Consider the following 15,861-nt stretch of genomic DNA (forward strand, 5'->3'; position numbering starts at 1 on the left):
AAGCGGCAACCGAAACATGAATCGGAATGCGTAAAATGCCGATCTGTCAGTAAAGCTTTTGGTGTGGTTACCGCCCGGTTCAGGAATCTGGTAAAGCCGCGGTAAAGGCTGCGTCAAAACGCGTTAACGCCAAGACACGAACGGAATTCCGCCATGGATGAAAAGACAGGTCTGCTTGCCGGTCCCGACGGCATCGCCCGCTGCTTCTGGCACGGCAACCTGCCGGATTATCTGCACTACCACGACCACGAATGGGGCCGGCCGGTCGCCGACGACCGCCGCCTGTTCGAGAAGATCTGCCTCGAAGGTTTTCAGTCGGGCCTGTCCTGGCTGACCATATTGCGCAAGCGCGACAATTTCCGCGAGGCGTTTGCCGGCTTCGATGTCGACAAGATCGCCGCCTTCACCGACGCCGATGTCGAGCGCCTGCTCGGCAATGCCGGCATCATCCGTCACCGCGGCAAGATCGTTTCGACCATCAACAACGCCAAGCGCGCCCGCGAACTCATCGACGAGGCCGGCTCGCTGGCCGCCTGGTTCTGGAAGTTCGAACCCGGCCCCGACGAGCGGCCCGAGATCGTCGACCTCGCGCATTTGCGCGCCAATCCGACGACGGCCGTCTCGGTCCGCATTTCGAAAGAGCTGAAGAAGCGCGGCTGGAGCTTTGTCGGCCCGACCACCGTCTACGCCTTCATGCAGGCGATGGGGCTGGTCAACGACCATCTCGAGGGCTGCGTCTGCCGCGAGCCGGTCGAGGCGGAACGGAAAGCGTTCAAGCGGCCGCAGTGAGCGCCCCTTTCCTTCTCCCCTTGTGGGAGAAGGTGGATTGGCGCGCAGCGCCAAGACGGTTGAGGGGTGCTGGACGAAGTGCGGTTTTGCCAAGCTGGAACACCCCTCATCCGACCGAGCTTCGCTCGGCCACCTTCTCCCACAGGGGGAGAAGGAAGACACTGTCAGGCGCCGCCGGCGCCGGCGAGGAAAAACCCGGCAAGGATGGCCGCCAGCGCGGCGAACACCGGATAGATCACCAGCAGGCCGGTCATCAGCACGTCGCGCATCGTCGGTCCGCTGCGCTGTTGCGCCGCGATCTCGAACGGTCCGGCGATTTGCTTCGTCTTCGGCGCATAACCATCGGCCGGCCGCAGCCGGACCGAGGCGTCGCGTGCGCCGCTATCGATGATGTCGAACTTCTGTAGCGTGGCCATGGCCCCGAGCCCCTTGTTTCGGCGCGCTTATCGGCCCGGATTGTGTCGGCACGATGCCGCGCGCATGGCGAAACTGTTTCAGCTTCTTTTTCGCCTTTCCTTCTCCCCTTGTGGGAGAAGGTGGATCGGCGCGCAGCGCCGAGCCGGATGAGGGGTGTTGGAAGAAACGAGACGTCGGCGTTCCTTGGAACACCCCTCATCCGACCGAGCTTCGCTCGGCCACCTTCTCCCACAAGGGGAGCAGGGAGAAGCACAAACCCTTGCCTTCTCCGGGCTGCATCGGTAGGACACGCCGACCCGAAATAAGTCACCGTTTACATAGCAAAGTACCCATCCCATGGCCGACAAATCCGAAAAGATGAAAGCGCGGCTGCCGCGCGGCTTTGTCGACCGCGGCGCCGACGATCTGCGCGCCGTCGAGAAGATGATGGCGACGATCCGCTCGGTCTTTGAGCTCTACGGTTTCGAGCCGGTCGACCAGCCGCTGATCGAATACACCGATGCGCTCGGAAAATTCCTGCCCGACCAGGACCGGCCGAACGAGGGCGTGTTCTCGTTCCAGGATGATGACGACCAGTGGCTGTCGCTGCGCTACGACCTGACCGCGCCGATGGCGCGCTTTGTCGCCGAGAATTTTGAGCGCCTGCCGAAACCCTATCGCAGCTATCGCTCCGGCTGGGTGTTCCGCAACGAGAAGCCCGGCCCCGGCCGCTTCCGCCAGTTCATGCAGTTCGACGCCGACACGGTCGGCACGCCGGGTGTCGCGGCCGATGCCGAGATGGCGATGATGATGGCCGATGTGATGGAGGCGCTCGGCATCAAGCGCGGCGACTACGTCGTCCGCGTCAACAATCGCAAGGTGCTCGACGGTGTGCTCGAGGCGATCGGCCTCGGCGGCGACGAGAACGCTGGCCGCCGGCTGCAGGTGCTGCGGGCGATCGACAAGCTGGACAAGCTGGGCGTCGGGGGCGTGCGCCTGCTTTTGGGCGCCGGGCGCAAGGACGAGAGCGGTGATTTTACCAAGGGCGCCGGGCTGGGTAACGCGCAAATCGATGTTGTGATCAGCTATTTCACGGTCATGGCGCAGCATGATCCCGAACAAATTGTCCAGACACTGGGATCTATCACCCCAGGGCTCAGCAATCTTGTCGAGGAAAGGAAACTCGAACATCTCGGCATAACGAATGCCTCGTTTGTTGAGGGTCTTGCAGAGCTGGAGCAGATAAGAACCATGGTCGCGCAAAGCGGCTACGGTGAGGATCGCATCCGCATCGACCCCTCCGTCGTGCGTGGCCTCGAATATTACACCGGCCCGGTCTACGAGGCCGAGCTGCTGGCCGAAATCCCCAATGAGGACGGCCAGATCGTGCGCTTCGGTTCGGTCGGCGGCGGCGGACGTTATGACGGTCTCGTCTCGCGCTTTCGTGGCGAGCCGGTGCCGGCGACCGGTTTTTCGATCGGCGTCTCGCGACTGATGACGGCGCTGAAGAACCTCGGCAAGCTCGATACTTCCGATGTCATCGCGCCGGTCGTCGTGCTGACCATGGACAAGGATACGGAAAGCCTCGGCCGCTACCAGAAGATGGTGGCCGAGCTGCGCGCCGCCGGCATCCGCTCGGAAATGTATCTCGGCGGCGCAGGCATGAAGGCGCAGCTGAAATATGCCGACCGTCGCGGCAGCCCGGTCGCTGTCATCCAGGGCGGCGACGAGCGCGCCAAGGGCGAGGTGCAGATCAAGGACCTGATCGAAGGCGCGAAAATGTCGGCCGAGATCGCCGACAACGCCGAATGGCGCGCCGCACGACCGGCGCAGGTGACCGTGGCGGAGAGTGAGCTGGTTGCCGAAGTGAAGAAGATACTGACGGCGCAGGCCGAGGAGCGGGCGCGTGGCAAGTAGGGCGCCGCTTCCTTCTCCCCTTGTGGGAGAAGGTGGCCGAGCGAAGCTCGGTCGGATGAGGGGTGTTCCAGGGAACGACGCCTCATTTCTTCCGGCACCCCTCATCCGTCTTGGCGCGTCGCGCCAATCCACCTTCTCCCGCAAGGGGAGAAGGGGAGGTGGCGTTTTATGACCTCCCGCCCCGCCATCGCATCCGACATCACCAAGCTCTTCGCCGCGCGCAACACCCATGCGGTCGAGGTCGCTGTGCTGCAGCCGGCCGATCCGTTCCTCGACATGGCCGGCGAGGATTTGCGGCGCCGTATCTTTCTCACCGAGAGCGAGACCGGGCAGACGCTTTGCCTGCGGCCGGAATTCACCATTCCGGTCTGCCTCGACCACATTGCCAGCCAGGCCGGCACGCCGCGCCGCTATTCCTATCTCGGCGAGGTGTTTCGCCAGCGCCGGGAGGGCGGCAACGAATTTTTCCAGGCCGGCATCGAGGATCTCGGCGACCGCGACACGGCCGCGGCCGACGCCCGCTCGCTGGCCGATGCGCATGCGCTGCTGTCGCTGGTGCTGCCCGGCCGGGAGCTGGCGGTGACGCTCGGCGACCAGACCATCTTCGAAGCGGTGCTGGCAGCGCTTGGCCTGCCGCGCGGCTGGCGCATGCGGCTGGCCCGCGCCTTCGGCTCGGCGCCGATGCTGGAAGCAGCCCTTGCCGACCTCGCCAATCCACCGCGCAACAGCCAGCTTGCCGGCGCGGCCGCCGCCCTTGTCCTCGACGGCGATCTCGACGGTCTTTCGGCGCATGTCGCCGGCGGCATGGAAGAGGCTGGGCTGTCGGCAACGGCCGGGCGTTCGCCGTCCGAGATTGCGCGGCGCCTGATCGAGAAAGCCGAACTGCGCAGCGTACGGCTGTCGAACGAGGCATTCGCGGCACTAAAGAGTTTCCTGGCGATCGACGTGCCGCTCGACAACGCCGCCGGAGCGCTCGAACGTTTTGCAGCCGATGCCGGGCTTTCACTGGGGGCTGCGCTGGAGAATTTCGCAGCCCGCGCCGCGGCCATCGCAAGCCTCGGCCTGCCGATGTCTGAAATCAGCTACGACGCCGCCTTCGGCCGGCCGCTCGATTACTACACCGGCCTCGTCTTCGAGATCGCGGCGCCGGATGGCGACCGGCCGCTCGCCGGTGGTGGCCGCTACGACCGGCTGCTGACGCTGCTCGGCGCCAAAACGCCGATCCCCGGCGTCGGTTTTTCCGTCTGGCTCGACCGCATCGAGGCGCTGCGGGAGACGGCGCCATGATCACGCTGGCGATCCCGTCGAAAGGCCGGCTCAAGGAGCAGGCGCTGGAGGTGCTGGCCAAGGCCGGGCTTGCCGTCAGCCTGCCCGGCGACGAGCGCAAATATCGCGCCCGCATCGACGGCCTTGACGGCGTCGAGATAGCGTTCCTGTCGGCCTCGGAGATATCAGGCGAAATCGGCCAGGGGTCCGTCGATCTCGGCATCACCGGCGAGGACCTTTTGCGCGAAAACCTCGCCGATTGCGAGGCGCGCGCCGAAATCATCGCCCGCCTCGGTTTCGGCAATGCCGATGTCGTCGTCGCCGTGCCCGACATCTGGCTCGATGTCGACACCATGGCCGACCTGGACGACGTCGCCGCCGATTTCCGCCAGCGCCACGGCCGCCGGCTCAGGATCGCCACCAAATACTGGCGCCTGACCCAGCAGTTCTTTTCGCAAAAGCACGGCATCCAGGTCTACCGCATCGTCGAAAGCCTGGGCGCCACCGAAGGCGCGCCGGCAGCCGGATTGGCCGATATCGTCGTCGACATCACCACGTCAGGCGCGACGCTGCGCGCCAACCATCTCAAGGTGCTGGCCGATGGGCTCATCCTGCGCTCGCAGGCCTGTCTCGTCGCGTCGAGGAAGCAGCGCGCTGTGGCCGACGAGGCGACTTTGCGCGATATTGCGGCCAGGATGGCATCGGTGAATTCAGGCTGACGTCGCCAATCTCCCCCCTTGAGGGGGAGATGTCGCCGAAGGCGACAGAGGGGGTCGGTACGTCTTGACGCGACTCTCCTAACGGACAGAACAGGCAGGTGCTCCACGCGAGACGACCCCCTCTGGCCTGCCGGCCATCTCCCCCTCAAGGAGGGAGATTGGCAGCTTGGCCGCTGGCACCAACCTGAAGCGATTTTCTTGGCGTACAGCAATTTTGTTCTTGCTTTGTGCCGGCAGCTATGCTACTAATTTCGCTATGGTGCCAATTGGCCCCGAAGACCCGCCCGCCGAGGCGGGTTTTTTATTTTCGGCCCTTACAGGCGAGTTCCCACCCAGCCCTGCCATCGGCGGGATTTCCACCACCCCGCTGGGCTGATAGGCTCGTTCTGTCTGCGGAGGACACGGCGATGCCGATCAATCTCGACGAGTTGAAGAATGCCAGCAATTTGCGCTCCAGGCGCGATGGCGGTTCGTTCATTGCGCCGGTCGACGGCACGGCGCATGTCTCGGGCGAGCGCAGCGTGCCGCTGCTCAACCTGACCATCCCGGCGCTGTTTGCCGATACGGTCGGCAAATACGGCACGCTCGATGCCGCCGTCTTCGTCGAGCAGGACAAGCGCTTTACCTGGGAGGAACTGTCGGAGACGGTCGATGCGCTGGCCGCCGGCTTCCTGGCGCTCGGCCTCGAGAAAGGCAATCGCGTCGGCATCTGGTCGCCGAACCGCTGGGAATGGCTGGTGACGCAATTCGCCACCGCCCGCATCGGCCTGATCCTGGTCAACATCAACCCGGCCTATCGGTTGGTCGAGCTGGAATATGCCTTGAACAAGGTCGGTTGCAAGGCGCTGGTCACCGCCGCCACATTCAAGAGCTCCGACTATCTCGGCATGATCGAGACGCTGGCGCCGGAGATCGCAAAGGCCACCCCCGGTAAGCTCGACGCCAACAAGCTGCCGGCACTGAAGATCGTTATCCGCATGGACGAGGAGAATTCTGCGGGCATGTTCAATTTCGCCGACGTGCTGGCGATGGCCGGGCGCGACGAGCATGACAAGCTCGACCGGATTTCCGCGGGGCTGAAACCGGACGACGCCATCAACATCCAGTTCACCAGCGGCACGACTGGCGCGCCCAAGGGCGCGACGCTGACCCACAACAACATCGTCAACAACGGCAATTTCGTCACCGCGGCAATCCGGCTCACCGTCGACGACCTGCTGTGCATCCCGGTGCCGCTCTATCATTGCTTCGGCATGTCGATGGGCACGATGGGCTGCGTCACCAAGGGCGCGACCATGGTTTTCCCCAGCGAGGGTTTTGACGCCGGCGCCACGTTGAAGGCGGTGGCAACGGAAAGCTGCACCGCGCTTTACGGCGTGCCGACCATGTTCGTCGGCCTGCTCGACCATCCCGAGTTCGCCTCCTTCGATCTCACCAGCCTGCGCACCGGCATCATGGCCGGCTCGCCATGCCCGATCGAGGTGATGAAGAAGGTTGTGTCGCTGATGCATATGGCAGAGGTGACCATCGCCTACGGCATGACCGAGACCAGCCCGGTGTCGTTCCAGAGCAGCGTCGACGACCCGCTGGAAAAGCGCGTCTCGACCGTCGGCCGCGTCCATCCGCATGTCGAGGTCAAGGCCATCGACGCCGAAGGTGCCACCGTCGCGGTCGGCGCGCCAGGCGAGCTCTGCACGCGCGGCTATTCCGTGATGAAGGGCTATTGGGACGACGAGCAGAAGACCCGCGAGGCGATCGACGCCGACGGCTGGATGCACACCGGCGACCTCGCCACCATCGATGCCGAGGGCTATTGCAACATCGTCGGCCGGGTCAAGGACATGGTCATCCGCGGCGGCGAGAACGTCTATCCGCGCGAGGTCGAGGAGTTTCTCTATCGCCACCCCAAGGTCAAGGAGGTGCAGGTGTTCGGCATTCCCGACCCGAAATATGGCGAGGAGCTGTGCGCCTGGATCGTGCTCAAGCCCGGCCAGATCACCACCGAGCAGGAGATCAAGGCGTTCTGCGCCGGCCAGATCGCCCATTTCAAGATCCCGCGCTACATCCGCTTCCGCACCGAATTGCCGATGACGGTGACCGGCAAGCCGCAGAAATTCCTGATGCGCCAGGCGATGGTCGATGAACTGGGATTGGTGACGCAGAAGACGGCGTGAAAAGGCTTCCGTTTGTATCTACGCGTGACGGAGGCGTTGTTTGGGCAACATATTTGAGGGGTGTTCCATGCGGATTGGGTTAGGCGTGCTTTTCCTGGCAACTCAGCTGGCAGCCACTGCGGTGCTGGCGCAGACGGCGGCCGAGCGTGAGGCCTGCCAAGCAGATTACCAGAGATTGTGCAGGGGCGTGTTGCCGGGCGGTGGCCGCGTCGTCAAATGCCTGGCCGGTCACATGAGCGAGCTGACGCCCGAATGCAAGAAGGTCGTCAAGGCCAACACGCCCGGCTAGCGCGCGAGCTTCCTGCGGGTGCGATTGTCCTTCCCTTGTGGGGAGGGGCTAGGGGGTGGGGTACGCTGCGATGGCGTCATGACCTGTCATATGCGATTTCTCTGGATGGCCGCGGTGCGCAACAGTGGTTGCAAATCGCCCTTCCACGGGATTTGCGGGAAGGCAAGAAGGTGACAATGAGTGGTCTCGCAAGATCGGCGGTTTCCTACGGCATGCCGCTGGCCGCGCTGGCGATAGCTGTCGCGGTCAGGGCCAGCGGGGTGTCGGTGGACGAAGGGTCGCTGGGCACCAGGATATTCATCGGCGCGCTGTCGAGCGCGATCATGTTCACCACCATTTTCGTGGTGCTCGACCACGCCGAGGCGGTGGCCAGGCGGGTAGGCGAGCCGTACGGCACGTTGGTGCTGACCATCGCGGTGACGGCAATCGAAGTGTCGATCATCGTTTCCATCATGCTGCATGGGGCCAACAACCCGACGCTTGCACGCGAATCCGTGTTCTCGACGGTGATGATCACCTCCACCGGTGTTGTCGGCATGTGCCTGACGTTTGGCGGCTGGCGCCATCGCAAGCAGGCGATCGTCCGGCAAGGGACCAGCGCCTATCTGGCGGTTCTGGTCGCGCTCAGCGTCATGACGCTTATTCTGCCGACCTACACGCGAACCACCGATCCCGGCACGTTTTCGGCGGCCCAACTTGGCTTCGTCAGCGTGCTTTCAGTGCTGCTCTATGCCGGTTTTCTGTTCGCGCAGACTGTCCGCCACCGCGACGATTTCATCGACGGGCAAGCGCATGGCGCCGCAGTGCGAACCGACGCTCACGAAAGCGTCGCCGCCGGCGCTGTTCTCCTGCTGATCGGGCTGATCGGCATCGTCATGCTGGCCGAACAGGTCGCAGCCAGCGTCGAAGATGCGCTCGTCGCCTACCAGGTGCCGCAGGCCGACGCCATTGTCGGCGCAATGATCGCCGCGCTGGTTCTGATGCCGGAGGCCATTTCGGCGGTTCGTGCCGCACTCAACAACGAGCTGCAGCGCGGCCTGAACGTCGCGATGGGCTCGGCCTGCGCGACAATCGGTTTGACAATACCGGCAATCGCCGCCGCCAGCCTGCTAACCGGAAGAGGCCTGACCCTGGGCCTGCCGGCGACCGACACGGTACTTTTGGTTCTGGCGCTTTTCATCTGCAATGTGAGCTTTAGCACGGAGAGGACGACGTTCCTGACCGGCTTGGTCCATCTGGTGGTGTTTTTTACTTGGGTGTTTTTGATATTTGTGCCGTGAGGGGGTGGGGCGGATGGGCCAGGAAACCACTATCGACAGGTTTTCGAACGAGCGGTCATCAGTTTCCGCACCGAGTTGCGAAGTAGGCAAGCCGCAGAAGTTCCGGATGAGGCGATGGTCGAGAATTGAGAGTGGTGACAGCAAAGACGGCTTGAGGGGTGGGCGCCAATTTGTATCCTTTGCGCCGTGGGCGGACGCTTAGCACCAAGGCCTTGAACGTCTCGATCTGCAGCCGATAGCGGAATGGCGGCTTTAACGTTTGAAGAAGGATTGCGGACTTTCAGCCCGACGGGACCAAGGTCTGCTCCCGGGTCTAGCCGTCCGGTCTCAATGGCGTCCCGGACTGCCCGGTGGATCTGCGTTGCCAGTGGCGGGTGGCGGGGCAGCCACAGGGTGGACATTTCAGCCCACATGGAAAATGATCATGTTGCCATGCACAACACTGCAGTGCTCTGATCTCGACGAAAAGCCTGAGCGTAGAAGCGGATCAACCGACCTCCGGGTCCAGCGAGCGAGGACGCAAATGGACACCCCAGAGAATGGGCAATTGCATCGCGACGCGGGCGGGCGACCCTGTCGATCGGCCGGCCGGCTTCCCCGCGCCGCCGTGTCGGCGGCATTCCTGCTCGGCATGGCTTTCAGCAGCACTGCGTTTGCGCAGGACCAGCAGCTACCCGTGGTGACAGCGGCCAAGCCGGTGGTCCGTGAAATCGTCGAAGACGACGAGTTCGTCGGGCGCTTCGAAGCCGTCGACCAGGTCGCCATCCGTTCGCGCGTCAGCGGCTATCTGGACAAGGTCAGCTTCCAGGACGGCGCACTGGTCAACAAGGGCGACCTGCTCTTCACCATCGACGAGCGTCCGTACCAGGCGGCTTATGATGCTGCCAAGTCGCAAGTGGACGTCGCCAAGAGTCTGCTCGAATTCTCCAAGATGCAGCTGGATCGCGCCGACGAACTCGCCAAGACCGGCAATATCTCAACCGCGACGGTCGACGACCGACGGCGGGAATACCTTTCGGCGCAGGCGCAGATGCAGGGCGCGACGGCTGCGCTGACGACGGCCAGCCTGAACATGGAATTCACTGAGATCAAGGCGCCCTTGTCCGGCCGCATCGACCGCCGGCTGGTGTCGGTCGGCAACCTCGTGCAGCCGGATTCCACCTTGCTGACGACCATCGTTACGCGCGATCCGATCGACTTCTATTTCGACGTCGATGAGCGCCTGTATTTCAGCTATGCCCGCGACGCGAAGGAGCGCGGCGGCAGCATGCAGGAAGGCGCCGGCGGGCTCGAGGTGGTAGTTCGCGTCGCCGACCGCGCGGAGGCGGTATTCAAAGGCAAGCTCGATTTTGCCGAGAACCGGATCGACAACGCGACCGGCACCATGCGGGTGCGTGCAAGGTTTCCCAACGCCGATGGCATTCTCCAGCCAGGCATGTTCGGGCGCATCAACGTGCCGGGGTCGCTGCCGCATAGCGGCGTGCTGGTGCCCGACGAGGCGATCGGCGCCGATCAGGATCGCCGCATCGTGTTCCTGGTGGATGAGGCCGGGATGGTGTCGGCGAAGCCCGTGCGCACCGGCCCGCTTCTCGACGGCTACCGGGTCATCCGCCAGGGCCTGACCGGCGACGAGACAATCATCGTCAAAGGGCTGATGCACGCCAGGCCCGGCACCAAGGTGAAGGTCGAGATGGTGACGTTGCCGCCCAAGGCCGAGACCGCCGAGTTGCAGCAATGAGGTTCGCACATTTCTTCGTCGACCGTCCGATCTTCGCATCGGTCGTTTCGATCGTCCTGCTGATCCTCGGCGGGATTGCTTATACCCAACTGCCGGTCGCGCAATATCCCGAGATCGCGCCGCCGACCATCGTCGTTCGCGCGCAGTATCCGGGTGCTGACGCCGAGACGGTCGCAGCGACGGTGGCAACGCCGATCGAGCAGGAGATCAACGGCGTCGAGGGCATGCTCTACATGTCGTCCTATTCGTCGGGCGACGGGGCGATGGCGCTGACCATCACCTTCAAGCTGGGCACCGATCTCGACCAGGCTCAGGTGCTGGTGCAGAACCGCGTGTCGGTCGCCGAGCCGCGCCTGCCCGAAGAAGTCCGCCGCCTCGGCATCACCACCACCAAGAGCTCGCCCGACCTGATGATGGTCGTGCACATGCTGTCGCCCGACAATACGTACGACCAGCTCTACGTCTCGAACTACGCCCGCTCGCGGGTGCGCGACATACTGCTCAGACTAGACGGCGTCGGCGACCTCATCATCTTCGGCGAACGCGAATATTCGCTGCGCATCTGGCTCGATCCGGAAAAACTGTCCGCCCTGGGGATGACCTCGGGCGATGTGGTGCAGGCGCTGCGCGACCAGAACGTCCAGGTGTCGGGCGGCTCGATCGGCGCGCCGCCGACCAGCACCGGCACGGCGTTCCAGTACACGGTCACCACGCAAGGCCGCTTCAACGACGCACGCGACTTCCGATACGTGATCGTCAAATCGACCGACGACGGCCGCCTGATCTCGCTGCAGGACGTGGCGCGCATCGAGCTCGGCGCCAAGGATTACGTCACCAACTCCTATCTCAACGGCAAACCGGCGGTGGCGCTCGCCATCTTCCAGCGGCCGGGCACCAATGCGCTCGCCGCAGCCGCGGAGATCCAGGACAAGATGAAGGAGCTTTCCCGCGACTTCCCGAAGGGGTTGAGCTACGACATCGTCTACAATCCGACCGAGTTCGTCGCCGAGTCGATCCAGGAGGTCTACAAGACGATTCTCGAGGCGATGCTGCTGGTCATCATCGTCATCATCGTCTTCCTGCAATCGTGGCGCATGGCGATCGTGCCGATCGTGGCGATCCCCGTGTCGCTGATCGGCACGCTGGCGGTGCTTTACGCCGCCGGCTTCTCGCTCAACATGCTGACGCTGTTCGGCCTAGTTCTGGCGATCGGCATCGTCGTCGACGATGCGATCGTCGTGGTCGAAAACGTCGAGCGCAATATCGCCAGAGGGCTGGCGCCCAATCCGGCGTCGCACCTGACCATGGACGAAGTCGGAACGGCCGTCATCGCGATCTCGCTGGTGCTGATAGCCGTGTTCGTACCGACAGCCTTCATCCCCGGCATTTCTGGGCAGTTCTATCTGCAGTTTGCGATCACCATCGCGGTGTCGACGGCGATCTCGGCATTCAATTCGCTGACGCTTTCGCCGGCGCTGGCCGCACTGCTGTTCAAGCCGCATCACGCCGCGGCGGCGCCGCCGCGCTTTTTCCTGGCGCGGTTCGGACGGGCGCTCGCCGACGGCTTCAATCGCGGCTTCGACAGGGTCGCCCATTGGTATTCGAGCATCATCCGCGTGCTGGTCGGCTCGTGGATAACGATCGCCGCCATGCTGGCCGTTTTCGCGGCCCTCATCTACGCCACGGTCTACATGGTGCAGTCGGTGCCGCGCGGTTTCATTCCGTCGCTTGACCAGGGCTATGCGATCGTCGTCATCCAGTTGCCGGACGGCGCTTCGCTGTCGAGGACCGATGCGGTCATTCAGCAGGCGTCGCAGATCATCCAGAAAACGCCAGGCGTCGACTACGCAGTCGCCTTCGCCGGCTTCTCCGGCGCGACCTTCACCAACGCCAGCAACGCGGGCGTGATCTTCGCCAGGTTCAAGCCGTTTGACGAGCGACTAAAAGCCGGCCAGTCGGCGACCCAGGTCATCGGCAATCTGTTCGGCAGCCTGCAAAGCATCAAGGAAGCCTTCATTATCGCACTGCCGCCGCCGCCGATCCGCGGCGTCGGCAATGCCGGCGGCTTCAAGCTGCAGATCCAGGAGCGCAACAGCGCCGACATGCGGCAGATCCTGGCGCTTGCCAACGAAATCGCCGGCAAGGCCAACAAGACGCCGGGGCTGACGGGCGTGTTCACCACGTTCTCCGCGTCGAGCCCGCAATTCTTCCTGGCGATCGATCGCGACAAGGCGCGCATCCTGAACGTGCCGATCCCCAACATCTTCGAGGCGCTGTCGATCAATTTGGGCACCGCCTACGTCAACGACTTCAACGCTTTCGGGCGCGTCTACCAGGTGCGGGCGCAGGCCGACCAGGCGTTCCGTCTCGATCGCGCCGACATCTTGAAACTGAAGGTGCGCTCGGCGACCGGCGCGCTGGTTCCGCTCGGCACGTTGGTCGAGATCCGCGACGTCACCGGCCCGGCGCTGGTCCAGCGCTACAACATGTACGTTTCGGTGCCGTTGCAGGGCAACGCCGCGCCCGGCGTTTCCACGGGCGACGCGCTGGCATTGATGGAAGGGATCACGGCAAAGACGCTGCCGGCCGGTACCTCCTATGAATGGACCGAGCTCGCCTATCAGGAGCGCAACACCGGCAATGCCGCTGTCTATATCTTCGGACTGTCGGTGTTGTTCGTGTTCCTGGCGCTGGCGGCGCAATATGAAAGCTGGGTGCTGCCGTTCGCCATTGTGCTGGTGGTGCCGCTCGGCGTGCTCGCGGCGTTGCTCGGCGTGTCGTTCCGAGGGCTGGACAACAACATCCTCGTGCAGATCGGCCTCATCGTGCTAATCGGGCTTGCCGCCAAGAACGCGATCCTGATCGTCGAATTCGCGCGGCAGGCGCAGGAACGCGGGCTGTCGGCCGCCGAGGCTGCCGTCGAAGCCTGCCGGCTCAGGCTGCGGCCGATCCTGATGACCGCTTTCTCGTTCATCCTCGGCGTCGTGCCGCTGATGATCGCAACGGGCCCGGGCGCAGAAATGCGCCAGTCGCTCGGCACCGCGGTATTCTCCGGCATGCTCGGCGTCACCTTCGTCGGCCTGTTCCTGACGCCGGTGTTCTACGTCACGCTCAGGTCGCTGTTTTCACGGCGCAAGCCCCGTGCCGAGGCCGAGCCTTCGGGGCCGGCAGAGGCGCCATCGGAGACGGCCGCCGAGTAGGGTTACGAATTCGCCGCGTCGGGCGCGGCTTATCACTCCAGAAAATCGGCGCGGCGCGGCAACGGCCACGATCTGCGCGACCTCGGCGTCGAGGTGCGGCGGAGACCCTGCTCCGTCTGATCCAGCCTAACAGCCGCATCCAGCTCAGCGAGACGATGCAGGGCGGCGAGGCCAATGCGATCTTCTATCTGGTCGACCGGGCGGGGCTTGAGGGCGCAACCGCGACCTCCGGAGTCCTCGCTTGCGATGTCTGCTTTCAGGACGCGGAGAAGCTGATCTCTACGGCCGAGATCGGGCGCGAAGCGGTCATCCACGATCTTCAGGTTTTGACCCAGGACGGCCTTTCCCCGGTAGTGAGCGGGAAGGGCGCGGTCGTCGAGCGAGTTGTCAGCCGCCTATTTCCGCAGCCCATTAATGTGCAACTTGGGAAGCCGCTGACATCAATTCCTCCGGATTCGGCGCCTTGGGGGTATTGAGGCCAGCCTCCAGAACTTCAGTGAAGCTCCAGCGTACAATGCCCCCTCGGTCGATGAGAAACTGACCAACCAGCAGCTCCTTAGCGGAAGCCATCATCTGCTGATCGGCTTCCGTAATCTCATACCCCTCCTTCTTGTTGAGCAACTCGTTTATTGCGATGGGGTCCATAGGCTCGGGCAACTCACCCGGGAGATCGATACGGATCCCCATGACCTTGTCCATCCCGATCTCGCGCAAGCCGAAAGCACGGTGCGAGGCCCGCTCCGGGTCGGACGCGGCGAGAAGATCGGGTGTCGGATGGTAACGGAAATAGAGCCGTGCCCGCTCTACCGGCGTATTGACGACCGCCAGGCATTCGACGCCTTTCTCAGCCAGAGCCGGCTTGAGTTGCGCCATTGCCGCGACATTGCGCCGGCAGAACGCACAGTGCAGGCCTCGAAACAAGCCGATCAACAATGGGCTACGACCTCGAAAATCAGTGAGCGCGATTTTGCCTTCGCGGGAGATCGCATCGAGAATAATATTCGGCGCCCGGTCGCCCGGCTGCAGCGGGCGTTCGACATTACTCGTGGACATGGACAACCTCCTCGCCCGGGTAAGCACACCCAGCCATCGGGGGTTGAGTCCGTGCTGGGCGACGCCAGGGCAAAAATTGCTTTCGACCTTTGTCATATTGCCGAGGTCGAGATTAGGCGCGTTGCAGGTGCATCATAACACGAAAAAAGCCTCTGCGGGTCGCCCGTTTCGCGAGTTGTCGCGAGCGCTGTGGTAAACAGTGTATCGTCTCATCCGTGCCATGGGACGACACAGCGGCGGGACCGATTGGATCTTCACATGCTTGCGGTGTTCAAGCCTTGAAACTTGGGCGGCTTCCATGTGCCCGGACGTCAAATGCCGACCGCACAGATCGCAGATCTCTGCCCTCAGCGGAACCGAGCGCCGTGCAGCCGGTTAAGTCGGCATGAAGCCACCACCAATCCAAGGCCGCATCATGAGCATTCTGCAAACCACGAAGAAAGCCGTCGAGCAGGTCACCAGTGCCGCCAGACCGGGCCGGCGAGAGGTCGCCGATCTTCTCCGGCCGCGCAAAGCGAATGAATTTCGGTTCCGGGATGATGGCCTTGTGCCCAACCATCCGTTCTGGCCGCTTGTCGTCTATCGCGGCGCCGTGACGCTGCCCGAGGAATTCGATCCGGCGGCCGTCATGGAGGCGCTTTTCGAAGCCAATGGCTGGGGCGATAGCTGGCGCAACGGCATCTACGGCTACGTCCACTACCATTCGCGCATCCACGAGGCGCTCGGCGTTGCGCGCGGCACGGCCAAGGTCCGCTTTGGCGGCAACAAGGGACGAACGCTGTCGCTGAAGGCCGGCGACGTCGCGGTTCTTCCGGCCGGCACCGGGCACCAACGTCTTTTCGCATCCGACGATTTTCTGGTTGTCGGCGCCTATCCTCCATCCGGCACCTATGACCTGTGTACGACCGCCGCCGACCATGCCAAGGCAGTCGTCACGATCCCCAGGGTTGGCCGTCCGCGCAAGGACCCTGTCTATGGAAGCAACGGCCCGTTGCTCGCAGCCTGGGAAAAGGATTGAAGCCGTTCCTTTCTTGCGGGTT

Annotated in this window: 14 protein-coding genes; 12 read left to right on the forward strand and 2 right to left on the reverse strand. The window is 63.6% G+C overall.

The window, feature by feature from the left end; translation table 11 throughout:
* The first annotated feature begins 153 nt into the window (after positions 1-153).
* Positions 154-789: a DNA-3-methyladenine glycosylase I gene (locus NKI70_RS00225; RefSeq protein WP_352698058.1), complete on the forward strand. Its 636-nt coding sequence runs from the start codon at positions 154-156 to the stop codon at positions 787-789.
* A gap of 164 nt (positions 790-953) precedes the next feature.
* Here NKI70_RS00225 and NKI70_RS00230 read toward each other — a convergent pair whose 3' ends face one another.
* Positions 954-1,205: a hypothetical protein gene (locus tag NKI70_RS00230; RefSeq protein ID WP_031213141.1), complete on the reverse strand. Its 252-nt coding sequence runs from the start codon at positions 1,203-1,205 to the stop codon at positions 954-956.
* A 337-nt stretch (positions 1,206-1,542) separates the two neighbouring features.
* Here NKI70_RS00230 and hisS point away from each other — a divergent pair, with 337 nt between their 5' ends.
* The 10 genes from hisS (at position 1,543) to NKI70_RS00280 (ending at position 14,244) form a co-directional block, all read left to right on the forward strand.
* Positions 1,543-3,102 (forward strand): histidine--tRNA ligase, encoded by a 1,560-nt coding sequence (hisS, locus tag NKI70_RS00235; RefSeq protein WP_352698056.1) that lies wholly within the window; start codon positions 1,543-1,545, stop codon positions 3,100-3,102.
* A gap of 168 nt (positions 3,103-3,270) precedes the next feature.
* Positions 3,271-4,389 (forward strand): ATP phosphoribosyltransferase regulatory subunit, encoded by a 1,119-nt coding sequence (locus NKI70_RS00240; RefSeq protein ID WP_352698054.1) that lies wholly within the window; start codon positions 3,271-3,273, stop codon positions 4,387-4,389.
* Positions 4,386-5,087 (forward strand): ATP phosphoribosyltransferase, encoded by a 702-nt coding sequence (gene hisG / locus NKI70_RS00245; protein ID WP_352698052.1) that lies wholly within the window; start codon positions 4,386-4,388, stop codon positions 5,085-5,087. Before NKI70_RS00240 ends, hisG begins: the two co-directional genes overlap by 4 nt.
* A gap of 166 nt (positions 5,088-5,253) precedes the next feature.
* Entirely contained in the window at positions 5,254-5,463 is a 210-nt protein-coding gene (locus NKI70_RS00250) for a hypothetical protein (protein ID WP_352698050.1), read from the forward strand.
* Positions 5,464-5,494: 31 nt separating this feature from the next.
* Complete coding sequence (locus tag NKI70_RS00255; RefSeq protein ID WP_352698048.1) at positions 5,495-7,261, forward strand: AMP-binding protein; 1,767 nt, start codon at positions 5,495-5,497, stop codon at positions 7,259-7,261.
* 67 nt (positions 7,262-7,328) lie between these two features.
* A complete protein-coding gene (locus tag NKI70_RS00260; RefSeq protein WP_352698046.1) occupies positions 7,329-7,550 on the forward strand; it encodes a cysteine rich repeat-containing protein in 222 nt (73 codons plus the stop codon).
* A 176-nt stretch (positions 7,551-7,726) separates the two neighbouring features.
* Entirely contained in the window at positions 7,727-8,830 is a 1,104-nt protein-coding gene (locus NKI70_RS00265) for a calcium:cation antiporter (RefSeq protein ID WP_352698044.1), read from the forward strand.
* Between the two features lie 631 nt (positions 8,831-9,461).
* Positions 9,462-10,568, forward strand: a complete 1,107-nt coding sequence (locus NKI70_RS00270) for an efflux RND transporter periplasmic adaptor subunit (RefSeq protein WP_051406143.1) — start codon at positions 9,462-9,464, stop codon at positions 10,566-10,568.
* Positions 10,565-13,768, forward strand: a complete 3,204-nt coding sequence (locus NKI70_RS00275; protein ID WP_352577564.1) for an efflux RND transporter permease subunit — start codon at positions 10,565-10,567, stop codon at positions 13,766-13,768. Before NKI70_RS00270 ends, NKI70_RS00275 begins: the two co-directional genes overlap by 4 nt.
* A gap of 155 nt (positions 13,769-13,923) precedes the next feature.
* Entirely contained in the window at positions 13,924-14,244 is a 321-nt protein-coding gene (locus NKI70_RS00280) for a hypothetical protein (protein WP_352723964.1), read from the forward strand.
* Here the strand turns inward: NKI70_RS00280 and NKI70_RS00285 are convergent.
* Positions 14,180-14,821, reverse strand: a complete 642-nt coding sequence (locus tag NKI70_RS00285) for a peroxiredoxin-like family protein (RefSeq protein ID WP_352593740.1) — start codon at positions 14,819-14,821, stop codon at positions 14,180-14,182. The genes NKI70_RS00280 and NKI70_RS00285 overlap by 65 nt on opposite strands.
* 415 nt (positions 14,822-15,236) lie before the next feature.
* Between NKI70_RS00285 and NKI70_RS00290 the strand changes: the two genes are divergently transcribed.
* On the forward strand, positions 15,237-15,839 hold the full coding sequence (locus NKI70_RS00290; protein ID WP_352698042.1) for a cupin: 603 nt from the start codon (positions 15,237-15,239) through the stop codon (positions 15,837-15,839).
* Positions 15,840-15,861: the final 22 nt, after the last annotated feature.

The organism is Mesorhizobium sp. M0500 (genome assembly GCF_040321165.1).
GTDB lineage: Bacteria > Pseudomonadota > Alphaproteobacteria > Rhizobiales > Rhizobiaceae > Mesorhizobium.